Consider the following 17,403-nt stretch of genomic DNA (forward strand, 5'->3'; position numbering starts at 1 on the left):
CCGGTCCTCGCGTGAGCTCACGGCGTCGCGAGGTCCGGCGCCGGGGTGCTCTCCGGCGGCTTCGGGGCGACGGGGGGCAGATTCAGCTCCTCGGCGCGCGGCTGCAGCCCGGTGACGGCGGTGATGAGGCTCTCCATGCCGTTGAAGAAACCGATGGCCTCCAGCGGCCGGTTGAGCCACCCGGTGGTGATGCAGTAGTGGCTCGTGTGGGGCGCGGTGTGGTGCACGTCGTGATGCCCGCGGCCGAGGATGATGCCCCGCGCCTGCAGCCACGACACCAGGGGCGAGACGTGCTCCATGTGCGACCACTTGTGGAACTGGTTGGTCCCGAAGACGCCCAGGCACAGCATCAGCACGAAGGTGAGCGCGGCCGAGGCCCACGGCGCCTCCGGCCCCGAGGGCAGCAGCAGCGCGAGCCCCAGCACCGGCACGCTCACCAGGCAGTTGTGGCCGTTGGTGGCCACGAAGCCATGGCGGGTGATGTCGAGCGGATCCTCGTGGTGGACGCGGAAGGGCGTGACGAAGGTCTTCCCCAGCACCGGCGTGGTCCGGGAGAACCACGTGTCGAACAACCAGTGCACCAGTCCGGACACGAAGTCGGCCGTCACGAAGCCCAGCACCGCGCTCAGCGCGATCATCACCCCCGTCTGCGCGCCGGCCGCCTGCGCCACGCGGCGGGCCAGCAGGGCGCACAGGACGAAGAAGAGAACGACGCCGAGCTTTTCCTGCCACTGCGCGGGGCGGGCCTGGGTAGACGAGGCAACGGACATGCGGGGTTCCTGGGGTGGAGGCCAGGCCCCGGAGTGGGTCCTGCCTTGAGTGTTCATCAGCCTACACCATCAGTGGACCCACTGCCCCGCCGGCTGGCCGCTCGCCGAGGTCACGAGGGGGTGTCGTAGACCTTGGAACTCCCATGAACGTCCGCATCGAGAAGAAGGGTTCCGTTACCACCGTCATCCTCCACCGTCCCGAGGTGCGCAACGCCGTGGATGGGCCCACGGCCGAGGCGCTCGCGGCGGCCTTCCGGGAGTTCGAGGCGGATGCCGAGGCCCGGGTGGGTGTCCTGTTCGGCGAGGGAGGCACCTTCTGCGCGGGCGCGGACCTGAAGGCCGTGGCCGAGGGCCGGCTGCCGCACCTGGCGCCGGAGGGAGAGGGTCCCATGGGGCCCTCGCGGATGGTGCTGAGCAAGCCGGTCATCGCCGCCATCTCGGGACATGCCGTCGCGGGAGGGCTGGAGCTGGCGCTCTGGTGCGACCTGCGCGTGGCCGAGGAGGACGCCGTGCTGGGCGTGTTCTGCCGCCGCTGGGGCGTGCCGCTCATCGACGGGGGAACGGTGCGGCTGCCCCGGTTGATTGGCCTGTCGCGCGCGATGGAGCTCATCCTCACGGGCCGTCCGGTGCCGGCGCAGGAGGCGCTGGGCATGGGGCTCGTCAACCGCGTGGTGCCCCGGGGCGGTGCGCGCGAGGCCGCCGAGCAACTGGCCCGGGAGATCGCCGCCTTCCCGCAGGCCTGCATGAACGCGGATCGGCGCTCGGCGTACGAACAGGCCGGGCTCCCGATGGAGCAGGCGCTGCTCCAGGAGTTCCAGCGGGGCGTGCGGATACTCGAGAAGGAGTCGCTGACGGGCGCGAAGCGCTTCGCGGGGGGCGCCGGCCGGCACGGCTCGTTCGAGGAAAGTTGAAAGCTGGTTCAGATTTCAGCCAATTTTGACGCGCCGCGACTTGAGCAGGGACAGCCAGTGAAAGTCTGTTCTCACCGCGAGGCCGCTCCTCTACCCCCCAGCGGCCCCGGAGGCTCCATGTTCAGTCGAAGCGCGCGTCGTCCGTCGTCGTTCATGTCAGCTCGTGGGATGCGCTTCGCGGCGCTTCTGCTCACCACCGCCGCGGGCTGTGGTCCGCTCGAGGGAGATGCTCCCGAGCAGCAGGCCCCCTCCGACGTGGTGCAGGTGGAGAACGGGCTCACGCAGGTCACGGGTTTTGGCACCAACCCCGGCAACCTGCTGATGTACCGGCACGTCCCGGCGAGCATGCCGGCCAGCGCGCCGTTGGTGGTGGTGCTGCACGGCTGTACGCAGACGGCCGCGGCCATGGAGAACACCGGCTGGACGGCGGCGGCCAACGTCTACAAGTTCTACGTCGTCTACGCGCAGCAGCAGAGCAGCAACAACGCCAGCAGCTGCTTCAACTGGTTCGAGCCGGGTGACATCGCGCGTGGCTCGGGTGAGGCGCTCTCCCTCAAGCAGATGGTGGACGCCATGCGGTCCGCCTACTCCATCGATCCGGCGCGCGTGTTCATCGCGGGCTTCTCGGGCGGTGGGTACATGGTGCCCGCCCTGCTCGCCACCTACCCGGACGTCTTCTCCGCGGGCGCCATCAACGCGGGCGGGCCCTACAAGTGCGCCACCTCGATGACCGCGGCCTTCTCCTGCATGAGCCCGGGCGTGGACAAGACGCCCGCCGCCTGGGGAGACCTCGTGCGCGGCGCCTACTCCGGCTACACGGGGGCCCGTCCCCGCGTCTCCATCTGGCACGGCACGAGCGACTTCACGGTGAAGAACTCCAACGCGACCGAGGCGATGGAGCAGTGGACCAACGTGCACGGCATCGACCAGACGCCGGACTTCACCGAGACGGTCGCCGGCTTCCCGCACAAGGAGTACCGCAACAGCGCGGGCACGACGCTCGTGGAGACCTATGACCTGACCGGCATGGGCCACGGGGTGGCCATCGACCCGCAGTACAGCTTCCCGGGCACCTCCACGGTGTGCGGCGCCACGGGCTCGTACCTGTCCGACGTGAACATCTGCGCCGTGTACTACCAGGCGAAGTTCTTCGGGCTCACGGGCGGTGGTGGCGGCGGCACGGGTGATACCACCCCGCCCACGGTGAACCTGACGGCGCCGGCCAACGGCGCCACGGTGAGCGGCACCGTCACCCTCACCGCGAGCGCCTCGGACGCGGTGGGCGTCACCCGGGTGGAGTTCTTCGTGGATGGCTCCCTGGCCGGCTCCGACAGCGCTGCCCCCTATGAGCTGGCCTGGAACAGCGCCAGCGTGGCCAACGGTACCCACTCGCTCAGCGCCAGGGCCTACGACGCCGCGGGCAACTCGGCCACGGACGCGGACACGTCCGTCACGGTGAGCAACAGCGGGGGCACGGGCACGCCGGTGACGGTGAGCTTCACCAGCGTCGCCGCGGAGGATGGCTACATCAAGGCGAACGCGGACGGCAGCCTGCCCGCGATTGGCACGCTCATGGGCCTGGCGCTCGGGCGCGGCACGGACGGCAAGTACAACCGCTCCTTCCTCTCGTTCGACACCTCCGGCCTGCCGGACGGCGCCACCATCACCCGCGCGTACCTCACCGTCGGCTATTCGTCCGGCTCGGGTGACCCCTGGGCGAGCCCCGCCGGCAACACCCTCGTCATCGACGTGAAGACGGGGACCTTCAATGCCGCCGCCACCGAGACGGCCGACTGGGGCGCCGCCGCCAACGCGAGCGCCGTGGCCAGCATCCCGAAGTTCACTCTGGGTACGGCGAACTCGGCGGACTTCTCCGGCGCCGGCCTGGGGGCCATCAACAAGACGGGGAAGACCCAGCTGCGGCTGGGTTTCACCCAGAATCAGGCGGCGACGGCCTACCTGTTCATCCAGGATGGGGCGAACGCGAAGCTCACCGTCGTCTATACGCCATAATCGTGGGTTTCCCGGGGCGGGACGGCGCTCCGGGTGTTAGTGTGACCCCACGGCCACGGGTATGAAGCAAGGCCCGTTCCTACGCTCCCCCTCCCACCGGGCGGGGGGGCGCTTCGAGGCACTCCCACCTCGCGGGGCTGTCAGCCCGGTGGGTCGCCTGCCGTCCCCGCCCCGCGCTATACCGTACTGTAGGCGCCTGCCCCATCTTTGGAGGGCGCAGGCCTGTAAACCCCTTTCGGAGGAAGAGCACATCATTCGCGAACAGAGAAGTCCCCGCGGCGGTAGCCGCGATCAGAGAACCAATCGCCGTATCCGCGCTCGCGAGGTCCGTGTCGTGGGATCCGATGGCGCCCAGCTTGGCGTCATGCCCCTCGAAGCGGCCCTGACGCTGGCTCGAAATGAAGGACTCGATCTCGTCGAGATCAGCCCCATGGCCCAGCCACCTGTCTGCAAGGTGATGGACTATGGCAAGTTCAAGTACGAGGAGAAGAAGAAGGCCGCGGAGTCGAAGCGCGCCCAGGTCGTGGTCCAGCTCAAGGAAGTGAAGCTGCGCCCGAAGACCGAGGAGCACGACTACGAATTCAAGGTCCGCAACACGCGCCGGTTCATCGAGGAAGGCAACAAGGCCAAGGTCGTCATCCAGTTCCGGGGTCGAGAAATCACCCACAAGGAGCAGGGAACGGCCATCCTCAACGACGTGGCCGAGGACCTGAAGGACGTGGCGGTGGTGGAGATGCCGCCTCGCATGGAAGGGCGCTTGATGTTCATGATTCTCGCGCCCACGGCCAAGGTCGCCCAGAAGGCCCGCGAGCTGGTGCGGCAGGCGGCCGCCAGCAAGAAGTCCTCTCCTCCTCCTCCGGCGCCCGGTGCCGGAAAGCCGGCTCCCGCCGCTGCCGCTGCCCCTGCCGCTGCTGCCGCCGCCGAGGCGGACGAGGACTCCGACGAGGGCTCGCAGGCAGCAGCCCCGAGTCCGGCTCCGTAGGCGGAAGTACCCGCACGCGGTGGACGTGCTCCACCGCGTGTGGCGCTACCCCTGGCCAGGGCCCTCGAAGCGCCGAGGGCCTCCGTGGAAGTGCTGGTCGAGGAAGGCCTCGGCCCGCTCCCGCGCGGCGCTCGTCTCGGACGAGAAGCCCCCTTCCTCACCCCAGGCGGCGAAGCGAGCGCGCTCCAACACCGGGGCGGGGCGTGGGTCCGGGTCGGGCGCGAGGCCGCGCTCCACGGCCGCGAGCAGGACGTGCGCCTGCTCCACCACCCGGAGCGCTTCCTCGAAGGCCACCGTCCCGCCAGCGAGTGCGTTGAACAGCCGGCAGGCGTAGCGGCGGCAGCCCTCCGGGCGCTCCGCGTAGACGGAGCACTGCCGCTCCTTCAGCGCCGTGCAGCCCTGGCGGAGGGCCGGAGCGCCATCCGCGAGCGCCACCACCTCGAGCCCGTTCCGCCGGGCGGTGTCGACCTCGGCCGGCTGGAGCGGAACGTGGCTGAAGAGGTTGCCGTCGCAGCACAGGCCGCAGCGACGGCACAGCTCGGACAGGGACATGCATCAGCCTCCTGGTGTGGACCTGCCCATCGGGTTTTCAGGGACGAGGTTCTATGCGGATGGAACGCTTTTCGGCGGCGCGGCACTCCGCACATGAGCAGGCTCCACAAGCGGAACAGATGAAGGTGCCGGGCTCGGAAGAGCGGGCGCAGGGCACGGCCAGAACGTCTCCTCCCAGCACCTGATCCACCCAGCCCGGAGCAGGCTCCCTCCCGCTCCAACCCTTCATGGCGGGGAGCAGGAAGGGGAAGCGCCCGCGGCATGCGCCACATGCCTGGGTTCCCCAGCTCGTCCTGCAGTCAGCGCACTCGCAATGGAAGTCGCCACCAGGACGTGCCTGAAATCCGTGTTGAGGTTCCACCTGGGCGGGACAGGTTGGGCAATGCCTGAGCCCATCCACGAGCCGTATCGCCTCCTCCAGTGCCACTTGAAAAGCCTTCGCTCGTTCGAGCTCCTCCTGGGCACGCATGACCGCAGCATTTGACTCACTCTTCTCCTGGTTGAGCGAGCTCGTGCGGCTCCCTCTCTTCGAGGCTTCTCGAGCCGCCTCCGTGGACTGCAGATGCCGGGCCTTGAGTTGCTGGTGCCTTGACTCAAGGGTGCGCACCACCTCCGCCGGCTCGAACGCGACACGCTCATGCTGAGCAGGTGGCCGCATCACCACGACCTTCTTGTCATGCAGTTGGAGCCAGCCTTGTGCGTGTCCCACCGGGAGCCCCTCCGGAAGGGGGGCCTCCACCCGGGCCGGATAGCGCAGGAATCGGGAGGCGTTCAGTGCCCAACGCAGGGCCCGGACGACACGCTCGACACTCCCGATGTCCCAGGGGGCCACCGGGAGCATCCCCGGGCCCCTTCGCTCCGCCTTCTTCAGATCATTTCCCAGCGTATGCAGCCGTTGGAGCACCTCGGGCTCAAGCCGTTCCTCCCCACTACTTCCCGCCAGATGCAACACGAGCGTGGAGGATGTGCCGTCACCAGGACCCGCCTGGGCCATGGTCTCCAGGTGTCGCCTCGCGACCTCCGCATCTGGGCTCGCCGAGATGGATGCGGGGAGGGGAACGATGCGCCACTGCTCGTGGCTCGTTGATAAGGAGATGACTCCTTCCTCATCCCAGCGCAGCTGCACTTTCTCCCCTGGCCCCTCGAGTACGATGGGCTCGCCTGGCCGCAGCGAGGCCTCGGGATCCTGGGGCATATACCCCAGTTGATCGAGTGCGCGGATCACGAGCAGCAGGCAGAATGCGTCGAAGCTGCGGCAGACGCGCTGATGGCCCTGGTATACCTCACCCGGGCTGCGCACCTGGGTCTGGCGGTACGCCGCCCACTCCCGCCAGAGCGTCGCGACATGACGGTAGTGGATGTCGTTCCGGAGGATGTTCGTGAGGGAGAGCAAGTTCCCCACCTGGGCACGGCGCGGGATTCCCTTGTAGAGAGCGGAGCTCATCAGCCCCAGGAGTGCGTACCGGAGCCGCTCAAGCTCCTGGAGGGTGGCGTCCGCCCGGCGGCGGCGCTCGTCCGCGTCGACGGCCTTTCCCCACAACCCACACACCCGTTTCTGCCTCCAGTGAGAGCCGGCGAGTGCCTGCGCCTCGTAGTCCTTCGTCTTCTCGAAGACCCGGCGAAGCTTGCGGACGTCGTGCATGCGCTTGCGGACATAGTCCAACAGGTGGTCCACCAGCCGGGCCGAGATCCGGTTTTCGTAGATGTCTACAAGGTCGTCGCGCACCAGCGCCTGAATACGCTTGGGATGGACGGCCCTCAATGTGCGGCGCTCCCAGTCCTCCGAGTGGGTGGCCAGGTACGTGGTCGCCTGGGGGGGGATTCGCCGCGCGCGGTCCACGGGCGTCTTCTCGATGTCCACCCTCAGATGCATGCGTGGCCTGAGGCAGACCTGCTTCAGGTGACCCAGGTGCTCGTCGATGGCCCGGTCAAGCCGCTGCAACTCCACCTGTTCGGACATTCCCGGTGTCACTGGAGTCACGTCCAGCCAGTCGAGCCACGTCTGGCCTCCTTCGAGCAGGGGCCGGAGCCTCTCCCCCATCGACTTGACGCTGTAGGCCTCCAGTTCCTCGGGGATCAGATACTTGCCGAACGAGCCATCCCGCCGTTGCCCGCTCAGGGCCTCGGTCAGCGTCCAGCGTCCGCTGGCATCGGGCACGAGGAAGTCCCCGCTCGTGACCGGGACGGAGTTCAGGAAGCAGTCACCCGGTCCTGGCGTCACCACCTGCCAGAGCCCGAACAGCGGCGTGGGGTCCGGGGGCGCGGGCAAATCGGCACCGGTGAGACGGTTGTGGTAGGCCGCGCTCATGCGGCCTCTTCCTCGTCATCCACTCCCAGGTGCTTCCGCCGTTCGTCGATGAGCGCCAGTGCGCTGGTTGGAGCCCTGGTGGCGTCCAGCCTCGGCCATTCTTGCAGGAGCTGCTCCCGGAGTTTGATCAGGTCTTCACCCCGCGTGTCGTGCTGGTTGCGCAGCTTCCTCAGCAGCTTGGTTGCGAGGATGTGGTCGGTGGCCTCGCCCAGACTGCCTCCTGCGGCGAGGATCACCGGCACATAGGCCATCATCTGCCGCTCCAGCCGGTTGCTCAGGCTGATCCGGAATCGCCGCTCGAGCAGGCTCTCTAGCTTGTCTCGCAGGAATCCGTAGGCCTGTACCGCCTGCTTCGCGTGCTGGTCCTTCGCCTGCTCGAAAGCCCTTCGGAGTGCCTCGAGCCCCAGCGGGTTCTGCTTCTCGAGAGGCTGTGCCTGCGGCTTGAACTGCTTGGGTTGTGCCCGCAGGAATTCCATCACGTGGGCCCGGTCATAGGTCTTGTCGGCGAACTCCTTCGTGGTCTCGTCGTGGTTGGCGGTGCCGATGAACCAGACGTTCTGTGGCAAGGGGAGCATCCTCCCATGTTCCAGCCCGACGGGAGACGGCTCTGCGGGCGCGGTCATCAGGCGCAGCTTCTGCCTGCGCGCCTCCAGCTCCATGGCGGAGAGCAGGTCGGCGAAGTACTGCTCGGGGTGGGACAGGTTCATCTCATCGAGCACGATGAGGAATGGGACATCCTTGAAGTGGGGACAGCGGGCCTTGTAGAGGGCCTGCAGGAATTCCGCCTCGTAGAAGCGCCGCTCGAAAGCGTTGAAGTGGCCGATGAGATCTTGCTTGTCGCGCCAGCCCGCCTGCACCTCGACGACCTCGCCACCGGCGCCAATGGCCCGGGCGAACGCGAGGGGAAGTGTCGTCTTGCCCGTTCCGCTGCTGCCCTGCAGGAGCAGCAGTGGGCTCATCGCGAGCCCCGCAACGAAGCTCCGGAGGACTTCCGGTGGGTAGAACAGCACCTTGCCCGCCTTGGCCGCGTCTGGATCCTGGGCGATGCGGTGCTGGAGCTCCTCCACGAAGGACTTGAGATTCAGCGGCGCGTCTCGCACGAGCTGCGGCGCGCTCAGCCTGTCATCCGCATCCATCAGACTGAGCGATGGGAAGGGACTGGTTCCGTCCGAGCGACGGATGCGCTCGTCGACGTCCTTGCGGAGATCCTCGAGCGCCGCCTGGAGCAGGTCCCGGCTGCTCTGCAGCGAGGCCTTGTGGTCGCGGAGCGCCTCGAGTTCCGACACCGCGATGGTCTGCCGGGTCAGGGCGTTCTTGAGTTCCTGGTTCTCCTGCTGGAGGGTGAACTGCTCCGCTTCCCATTGGCTTTTCTGGGAGAGCAGCTCGCGCAGCTGCCGTGCCGCCTCGGCCCCGGGTCTGGAGGCCAGGCTCTCCTTCAACTTGTCCCTTTCCTGACGAAGCTCCGCCAACTCCGCTAGCACCTGTTCGGGCGTCTGGTGCCCGAAGCGCCGGTCCGCCTCCTCACGCCCGCCCAGGATGCGCTCCAACCGGTCGCGCTCGCGGCTCGCGACGTCCAGGCGCTCCTGGAGTGCCCGAAGGCGATGCTCCAACTCCTCTGTATGGGCCGCCGCGCGCTGCTCGAGCCGCTGGTCGAGGTTGGCCCGGGCGCTGAGGAGGTCCTCGCGATCCCAGCCGAGCTGCTCCTCGCGCTTCTCAAGGCTCCGTTCCGTCGTTCGGAGGGCCTCCCGAGCCAGCTCAAGCTGACGCTGGATGCCGTGCAGCGCCTCCTCCTGCTCCTTCCGGGTCTGGCGCAGCCGACCCTCATGGTTGACCCGCTCCTGCCGGAGGTGCTCCTCCTGCCTCTCGCGCTCCTGCCGGAGGTGCTCCTCCTGTCTCTCGCGCTCCTGCCGGAGGTGCTTCTGCTGCTCCTCGCGTTCCCGCCGCAGCTGCTCCTCCTGCTCCTCACGCTCCTGCTGGCGCTGCTGCTCATGTTCCGCCCGCTCCTCCTGGAGCCGGGTCTCATGCTCCAGACGCTTCTGCTTCAGCTCCGTGTCCAGCGCGTTCCGTGCGGAGGCTCGCTCCGCTTCCCAGGTAGCCCGCTCGCTGGTGAGGCGCTCCCGGTTCTCGGAGAGCTGCTGCTGGAGGAGCCCCGCTTCCTCCTCCAACTGCCGGAGCGATTCGCGCCGCTGCTCGGCGAAGCCGGCCTGGGCATTCAGCTCCCGGCGGACGAGGTCTTCCTTCTCCTCAAGGAACCGGGCCTCGCGCTCCTTCAATTCGGCCTCCTGGCGCGTGAGCTGCTGGCGCTGCTCGGCCAGCCGCGCGAGCTGCTCCTGTGCGTTCGAGATACGTTGCTCCAGGTCCGCTTCCTTTTCCTGGGCACTCGTGGCTCGCCGGTCCAGGTCCGCTTGCTGTTCCAGCAACCGCAGCAGATCCGTCTCCGCGTCCTGCTCCCTGGCCTTGGCCTTCTCTTCCCGCTTCTGACAGGCGGCGAGCGCCTCTTCGGCCTGCTTCACGGCCTCGGCGAGCCGGGCTTCCAGCTCCGCGACCGTCCCCGTCGCGGGTTCGGCCTCCGCTTCCGTGGAGCCGCTGCCCATGACCGCTTGGAGGAGCGCCTTCGTCCTGCCGAGCAGGGAACCCGCCTTCGTTTCGGAGGGGACCGGCTCCAGTGCATCCGCCGCAGTGGCCTCCGGTGGTCCGGGCTGTGGCGTCACGGATGGAGCAGGCGCCTGGGGCACGGGCGTGGGGACCGGTGCCGTCTTTCCGGAGGAGGCCTTGTATTTGTTGTTCTTCTTCCCCATCTCTGTCCCTCACCTCAGCGGTGGATTGCGTGTGCCGTTGGCGAGCCCCGAGAAGAGCCCCACGACGTGGTAGACCCTGTTCACCGTCTCCTGCACGGCGGTCATCGATAGCGCACCGTCTCCGCCGTGCAGCTCCCGGCCGGCGATGCTGGCGATCAATTCCAGCTCGTTCAGCAGCCTGGGCTCCCGGCGGGCCGCTTCCCGCAGCGGATGCCGGTTGTCATCCCGTGCCGTCAGCAGGGTGGCGACGATCATCGGGCGCAGCCGCCAGCCATCCGGGTGCTTCAGGACGGACTCGACCTGACTGCGCTTCACGTTGGCCAGCGGCTGCGGCAGGGGAACCTCGAGGCCCAACGCCGCCGCGGTGGAGGTGTAGATGCTGGCCGAGTGCTCTGGCTCCCGGGAGATCCTCCGGAGGATGTCTGGAGATCTATGGGCTCCCAGGAGATGGGCGAACAGGGCCTCGGTGACCCGGCGCGCCGTTAGGAGCACGCCGCGGAGCTTCGGGTTCGAACTGCCCGTGCCGAGATGCTCCACCTCGAGGTAGGCCAGCTCCATCTCCAGGACGTGGGCGTAGTAGGGCAGCCGGCGGATCTCGGACGTTAGCCTCTGCTCAACCCCCAGCTCGGCCTTGCCCCTCAACTGCTCCATCCACGCTCGGACTCCCTCCATGCCTTCGCCCAGCGCGCGTCCCAGCAGCTGATCCACCAGCTTGCTCAGCGTGGGCTCCTGCTCCATCTGCCGCACGATGGCGCGCCGCAGAAAGGTGCTGGCCCCCAGCCCGAACGGATCGCACACGTGCCAGTCCCCCGCTGTATCCGCGTCTTCGGGCAGATAGAGGTATGTGGCCAGGTAGACGGGCTGCGGCCGATCCTCGATGAGCGAGACGCGCTCGATGTCGATGGTGCCAAGTTCGAACGTGCCTCCGTCCTCCTCTTCCTCCTCCATCGACGGATCCGAGTGCCTCAGCGCCCGCCCGTGGCGGCGCGTGACCTCCAGGATGTCGGTGGCGTCCGGCGTGGCCTGGGTGGAGGCCCTCTCCGGACGATGCAGGTATGCCGGACGGGGCTCGGGTTTTCCGGTCGTTCCCAGGACCAAGTTGGGGTAGCCGTTCGGCTTCATCTCCGTTTCGGCGTACTGCAGCCGCTCCACGAAGCGCGGCCAGAGTTCCCCGGTCCAGGGATCCTGGAAGACATAGCCTGCGACGACCCGCCGGGATTGGAGTGTCTCCTGCTCCAGCACTTCCAGGCCCAGTTTGGTGGGAAGACCCTGATGATCGATCAGGCCCTTCTCCAAGATCTCTCCGGCGATGAAGGCCATGAGGTCGGCGTGGAGGTGGAGCCGGGTGCTGATTCCCTCGGGGGTGGTGACGCCCGCGCGGAACATGCCGAGGACGGCCTTTTGCAGCACGTTGAGCTGGCGCTCCCGTACCTCGGGAGCGACGACACGGTACGCCCAGGCCGGCCACAGCACGTAGCGGCGCTCCCGCCACCGCGCGTGCGCGCGCGGCCGGAAGTACAGGACCGTGTCCTCACGCTGGAACGACAATGCCATGTCTTCCCTCGCAGAGTTGGCGGAAGGCTACCAGTCCAGGAATCGCCGTCGCGGCTGCCTCTCCGCGCAGCATGGACCCATCCCCCACGACGATCAGCAGACGCTGTTGCCGGCTCATCGCCACGCACAACCGGTTCTCCAACATCAGGTGGCCGTACTTGCGGCGCAGCGAGAGCACCTCTTGCTTCGAGGCACGCAGGTCATTGCTACGCGTCATCGACAGGAGCACCACGTCGAACTCCTTCCCCTGGAAGGCGTCCACTGTGCCCACGCGCAGGCGCTCCTTCCGATCTCCTGTCTCGCGCCATGCGGAGATGATCCGGTACTCACCGTCCTCACCCTGCTCGGCCATCCCCAGCCGCGCCAGCTCCCGGAGGATGGCCTGGACCTGCGCCGAGTAGAACGTGATGACGCCGAAACCCAGGTCGGGCCGCTGCTCCGCCAGCCGCTTCACCTCCTGGGCGATCCACCGGGCCTCGAACGGACGAGACTTGCTCTGTCCCCCGTGTTCCCGCCCCTGGCCCAGGGTGGCATCCACCCACGCGGCAACGGCCTCCCCGTATCCCACCAGCCCGTGCACGAAGTCGGAGGCCGGGCGCCCCGAGCCAAACGCCTCGCCGTGTTTCTTGTAAAAGGTGTCGCTGACGAATTCTCCCAGCACCGGGTGCATGCGGTATTGGACGTCCAAAGTGACTGTGCGGGGGATTCTGTCCCGTGCCTGGCGTTTTTTCATGTCCAGGAAGAGCCTCTCGAAGAGGCTTTGCCGGAGCGCTTCTCGTGTCTCCTCCGAGGCGGAGTGATCGAGCTCGCTCTCCACGTCCTGCTCCAGGATGTGGGGCAGCTGGCGTTGGTCCCCCACGAGGATGATGCGGCGCTCGGCCCGGGACATCGGGATGAGCAGGTCTAGCGGGTTGGCGCGCGCTGCTTCATCGACGATGACGTTGTGGAAGAGGGTGTTGTCTCCCTTGGCCTGACTCATCTGGTAACCCACTGCCTGCTGGCAGGTGGCCGCCAGGACGACCGTGTAATCCCTCACTGCTTGGTGGAAGCCCTCCACGTCATGCTCGAGATCGTCCAGGTAGTCGTGGAGCACCGCGGCTGGTCCGGCGGCGGTCTCGCGGACCCGCCGGTACAGGGCCTCGATGATGTCCGTGAGGAGCGTCTCGACGTCCGCGTGGACCGTAGGGGCTCCCGTGGGACGCTGATCCGGCAGCAGGCGGTCCACCAGCCGGCCCTGGAGCACCTTCAGCTCCTCCAGGAATGGCGGCGGTGTCTCCGAGTCCCAGCCCGAGGCACGCTCCAGCAACTCCCGGTCCGGTGGTTCCAGCAGTGGGTGCAGATCGAGCAGATTCAGCACCCGCCGGGCGTTGCGCCTGCCATCATCCGAGAAGGCCACGGCCTCGGTGCGCAGGGCACGCACCACCTTGAGGGCCTGCTCGCGCTCCTCGCCGCTCGCCGCGGCTTTGGAAGAGCGCCCGTGCCTCAGCTCCTGGAAGAGCGCCAGCAGCCGATCCTGCAGGTCGGTGGGGAGGTGCTCACGCGCCAGCGCGGAGACCTCCTGAAGAAGGGGGATTGCTTCGCCTTCCTCACGCGGAGCCGCCACGTAGGCGGCGGCGAGGTTGCGCACCCGGCGGAGCACGTCCGCCACGGGCCGCTCGGGCATGGCCGCCAGATCGGCGCGCACGTCCTCGGCCTGCTTGCGGCGCCACCGGTGGAATCCGTCCGTGTCCGCCTCCTCCGCTTGGCCTCGCCGCCGGCCCACCTTGATGGCGGGCAGGCCGAACACGCGCGTCTTCGAGGCGGCGTTCTCCACCGCGTCGTGCTGGTAGCTCGTCAGCAGGGTCTGGCCGGAGATGCCCTCCTTCTCCTCGATCTCGGCGAGCCGGACCTGAAGTGCTGTGATGACCTTCGTCTTGCCAGTGCCAGGGGGACCCTGGATGAGCGCGATGTCGGGCGTATTCAGCGCGGCCTCCAGGGCCTTGAGCTGCTTGTCGGTGGGCTTTCCGTCGAAGAGCTCCCGCGCCGCCGCGCTCAGGGCCTTCTCCGTCCGGCGCCGGCGCTCCGGTACGTCCTGTCCCTCGATGAGCAGACCGAGCTGGGGCATGGGGCTCTCTGCCGTGGCGATGAGTCCGTGCGCCTGCTCCCTGCGCTCCAGTCGCTTGCGATCTCCACTCAGGCTGACGAAGAGGACTCCCGGGCTCGGAGGCTTCGCGTCCTCCCCCTGCAGGGGGCGCATGTCCAGCGTCTGGCGGGTCGCGTCGGTTGACACGAGCGCGGCGGCGAAGGTCCGCTCGCGCCGCCCACGTTGGCCGGGTTCCGCCGGGGACGGCTCTTCCGAGGCTCCTGGTAGCAGCTCCGCGGGAGGGACCGCCGCCGCCTCCAGATCCACCGCCTCCATGTCTTGGAACTGCCGCAGCCGCTCCTCAAGGTTGCTGGTGGCGTGCAGGTGGAAGCGCCACAGGCCGTTGCCCTTGAGCTCGCACCGGGTGTAGCGCAGCAGCCCGAAGGCGCGCGCCCGCCGCAGGATGCTCGCCCGCTCCAGAGCGTTGTAGGCCTTCCAGAGGTGGAGATAGCTGGTGGAGCGCTCCACGAGCTGGTCGAGCTGCGTGCGTGCCACCCCCCGGAACTCCCCGGCGAGCGTCACATCGCAGAACCGCCAGCGCCCCTCCACGAGCAGCAGGGGACGGCGCTCGTCGTACCTCTCTGAGCGGCGCTGCTCGACGACCCGGGTGATGCGCAGCCGGTCATCCCTTCCTCGCACCACGTCCACGGCGAGACCGGAGCCCAGCAGCCGGAAGGCCCCGAGCTGCTCGGCCTGGGGATGGGCACTGCCACTGAGAAACACCCGCGAGGTTCCCGCTTCTTCGGGCGAGCGCAGCAGCATCTTCTCCGTCAACCAGGACACCACGCTGGCCACGGTCACCAGCCGCGGGTGCTTCTGCCGCACCTGCTCCACCAGCCTGTCATCCACCCCCAGGTCGATGTCTCCCGGCCACGTGTAGCGCAGGGGGAACTCGTTGACCTGGAGCAGGACCCGCTGTGTGTTGGCGCCCTTGGGCAGCGCGTGGGCCACCCAGCATAGGCGCGGCAGGTTGCGCTCCTCCAACTCCTGGAGCAGGGTCTGGTTGCGCGAGTCCACACCGCGGATGGCCCACGCTCCGCTTCCCACGCGCAGCAGCGTCTGGCCCGTTGTCTCGGAGAATTGGAGCAGCGCCTCGGACCTGGGGGCCAGCCGGATGCCGAACCCTCCCGTTGTCTCCGGTTCCACCTCGAGAGTGCTCGGCTTACCAGCCGAGACTTCGTGGATGTTCATCTTCCCTCCGTGCGCAGCTCGAAGCCGACGATGCGGTGGAGCTGCTCCAGTTTCCCCAGGTGCAGCCTCCACGAACCCTGGCCCGCCTCAAGCGGGAAGTCCACGGCCTGTTCTCCGACCTGGTTGCTCCGCGTTCCGCTCTTCGAGCTGAGCGGGTACACCGAGCCATCAAGGCTCTTCAGCCAGAGGCGTCTGCCCTGGAGCCGCACCTCGAGCCTGGGCGCGTTGGAGCCTCTGCCGATATGGCCTGTCGCCAGCCGCTCGGTAATGACGAGCGGAGTCTGCTCGGTCAGCACGGCCTGGGCCTGCCGCTTGCGGCCGGGGTCCGGTCCCCGCACGAGGCTCGTCCGATTCACTCCTTCCGGGCGTGGCGTGCGGCAGCGGGGGCATTCCGCCTCCTCCACGGTGTAGCCCGTCCGGCATGCGCCGCAGGAGATGACCACCGGATCCGACAGCAAGAAGCTCGCGAGCACATAGGCGGGTTTCGCGGAGTCACACCAAGGGCAGGCGCTCGCGGTGACGTAGTACGTGCCGCCACACCCGGGGCAGCCGAGCGTGGCATCCGCGGCGGCGTGGAGGCGTTCGGCCCAGGTGGAGAGACCCGGGCGCGCGAGCCGGTCCGTCAGTCCCCTTCCGAATGTGTGCTGGCAGAGTTCCTTGAGCCGCGGAGACAGCACGACGTCTCGCGGAATGCCCAGGCTGGAGCGGTTGCGCTCGTCCTCCGGGTGGTCGATCCAGGGGAACTCCCCCCGGAGTGCCGCCTCCTCCTGCTCCGGCTCGCCCTCGGTGACGGTGTCGCCTAGCAGCGGGTGCACCTGGGCCAGGGTCTGGAAGGCGATGACCGCGAAGGCGTGCGCGTCCGTGAGCGTGTCCACGCCCCTCAGCCCTCGTACCAGCTCCGGTGCTCCATAACCGGGCGTGTAGATGCCCGTCGTGGCGGAAGGGGACTGGTAGTGCAGGTTGTCGGCGTCGATGAGGCGGAGCTCGTGTCCGTCCGGAGCCGCCGAGACGAAGATGTTGTGGGGTGAGGGGTCCGAGTAGACCAGCCCCTTGCCATGGAGCTGGGACAACAGGTCCGCGGTACGTGCCAGCAGCCTCAAGCGGCGCCGCAGCCCTCCCCCGGAGAGGTACCACTGGGTGAGCGACAGCTCCTCGCGCGGCAGGTGGGTGAGTCGCTTCAGGGGCACCATCCCCGTAAGCAGCTCCATCACATAACCCACGTGGGGGTTGCGAAGCATCTCCAGTGGTCGGGCGAGCTCCAGGTCGCCAAGGGCCAGCCGCTTCACCTGAAGGAGCTGGTTGCGGAGGCGATCGCGACGGGAGGCGGATCGGTCGAAGACGAGCTTGGCGGCGAGCTTGCCTCCCTCCACCTCGAAAACCGCCCCCTGGCCGCCCTGGCCGAGCTGCCGCCCGAGCCTGTAGCGCATGCCATTCATGTCCACGACCTGGCGCTCTCCACCACTCATGGGGTGTCCCTCTCGTCCCTCGGCTGGCTCCAGACCACGGCGAGCGTCTTGTCATCGAGGTGCTGAGGCGTGGGCCAGTCCCTCAGCTCCCGGGAGAGCTCGCGCCACCGGGCACCCGGCTCGAGGGGCGCGAAGGTCTCCAGGAGCCACGAGACGAAGCCGTCCACCCGGTTCTCGAGCAGGTCATCGGAGATGCCATCGGTGGCGAGGACTGCGGCCACCGGCCGCTCCCGCGTGTCGAAGCTCTGGACCGACCACGCGCCCGGGCCACGGGCCGCGCCCAATGCCGCAGTCTCGTTGGAGAAGGCGTCCCCACGCCGGCCGAGGACCCACCGCGCGGGTTCTCCCTCCACCCGGACTGCGACCATCCCATCCCCGAGGCCGGCGACCACGAGCTGTCCGGGAGGCCGCACCAGCGCGAACAGGCATGTGGCAGCGCAGTCCTCCGGCGAGGCGGGGGTGATGCGCAGCCGCCAGAGCAGCTCCACCAGCCGGACCAGGTGCCCCATGGGAGCGTTCTCGGCGGCCGCCCAGTGGCGGACCGCGTCGCGGACGGCCAGGCACGCCATGCGTGAGCCACGCCTCGCCTGCGGGCGAGAACCGAGCCCGTCCGAGACGACGACCAGTGTGCCGAAGTCGCCCCTCACCCCCAGCCAGGCATCCTCATTGGGACGGCGCTCGGCGTGGTGGAAGGGGCCCTTCACGGAGGCTCCGAAGTAGTGGGTGTGCACGTTCG

The 17,403-nt window shown here is 68.4% G+C and carries 11 protein-coding genes; 3 read left to right on the plus strand and 8 right to left on the minus strand.

Features of this window, described 5'->3' with window-relative positions:
• Window positions 1–17 precede the first annotated feature (17 nt).
• Window positions 18–770, minus strand: coding sequence for a fatty acid desaturase family protein (locus tag Q664_RS28590; protein ID WP_052518787.1), 753 nt, complete (start codon window positions 768–770; stop codon window positions 18–20).
• Window positions 771–913: 143 nt separating this feature from the next.
• Between Q664_RS28590 and Q664_RS28595 the strand changes: the two genes are divergently transcribed.
• From Q664_RS28595 to infC, 3 genes are all read left to right on the plus strand, one after another.
• Entirely contained in the window at window positions 914–1,681 is a 768-nt protein-coding gene (locus Q664_RS28595; RefSeq protein WP_043402803.1) for a crotonase/enoyl-CoA hydratase family protein, read from the plus strand.
• 153 nt (window positions 1,682–1,834) lie between these two features.
• Complete coding sequence (locus tag Q664_RS28600; protein WP_152622391.1) at window positions 1,835–3,694, plus strand: extracellular catalytic domain type 1 short-chain-length polyhydroxyalkanoate depolymerase; 1,860 nt, start codon at window positions 1,835–1,837, stop codon at window positions 3,692–3,694.
• A 250-nt stretch (window positions 3,695–3,944) separates the two neighbouring features.
• A complete protein-coding gene (gene infC / locus Q664_RS28605) occupies window positions 3,945–4,676 on the plus strand; it encodes a translation initiation factor IF-3 (protein ID WP_075207539.1) in 732 nt (243 codons plus the stop codon).
• A 45-nt stretch (window positions 4,677–4,721) separates the two neighbouring features.
• Here the strand turns inward: infC and Q664_RS28610 are convergent, their stop codons facing one another.
• Genes Q664_RS28610 through Q664_RS28640 form a run of 7 tightly spaced genes read right to left on the minus strand, consistent with a single transcriptional unit; the run spans window position 4,722 to window position 17,398 of the window.
• Window positions 4,722–5,228, minus strand: a complete 507-nt coding sequence (locus tag Q664_RS28610) for a YkgJ family cysteine cluster protein (protein WP_043402810.1) — start codon at window positions 5,226–5,228, stop codon at window positions 4,722–4,724.
• A gap of 37 nt (window positions 5,229–5,265) precedes the next feature.
• Window positions 5,266–7,536 carry a hypothetical protein gene (locus tag Q664_RS28615; protein WP_043402813.1) on the minus strand — a complete coding sequence of 757 codons (2,271 nt, stop codon included), beginning with the start codon at window positions 7,534–7,536 and terminating at the stop codon, window positions 5,266–5,268.
• A complete protein-coding gene (locus tag Q664_RS52780) occupies window positions 7,533–10,334 on the minus strand; it encodes an AAA family ATPase (protein WP_052518788.1) in 2,802 nt (933 codons plus the stop codon). Before Q664_RS52780 ends, Q664_RS28615 begins: the two co-directional genes overlap by 4 nt.
• Before the next feature lie 9 nt (window positions 10,335–10,343).
• Window positions 10,344–11,888 (minus strand): hypothetical protein, encoded by a 1,545-nt coding sequence (locus Q664_RS28625; protein ID WP_152622388.1) that lies wholly within the window; start codon window positions 11,886–11,888, stop codon window positions 10,344–10,346.
• Window positions 11,866–15,201, minus strand: coding sequence for a DEAD/DEAH box helicase (locus Q664_RS28630; protein WP_043402819.1), 3,336 nt, complete (start codon window positions 15,199–15,201; stop codon window positions 11,866–11,868). The genes Q664_RS28625 and Q664_RS28630 overlap by 23 nt, the downstream gene beginning before the upstream one ends.
• Entirely contained in the window at window positions 15,198–16,667 is a 1,470-nt protein-coding gene (locus tag Q664_RS52785) for a protein kinase domain-containing protein (RefSeq protein WP_052518789.1), read from the minus strand. Before Q664_RS52785 ends, Q664_RS28630 begins: the two co-directional genes overlap by 4 nt.
• Window positions 16,664–17,398 carry a PP2C family serine/threonine-protein phosphatase gene (locus tag Q664_RS28640; RefSeq protein WP_043402822.1) on the minus strand — a complete coding sequence of 245 codons (735 nt, stop codon included), beginning with the start codon at window positions 17,396–17,398 and terminating at the stop codon, window positions 16,664–16,666. Before Q664_RS28640 ends, Q664_RS52785 begins: the two co-directional genes overlap by 4 nt.
• Window positions 17,399–17,403 lie beyond the last annotated feature (5 nt).

This window comes from Archangium violaceum Cb vi76 (genome assembly GCF_000733295.1).
GTDB classification, from domain to species: domain Bacteria; phylum Myxococcota; class Myxococcia; order Myxococcales; family Myxococcaceae; genus Archangium; species Archangium violaceum.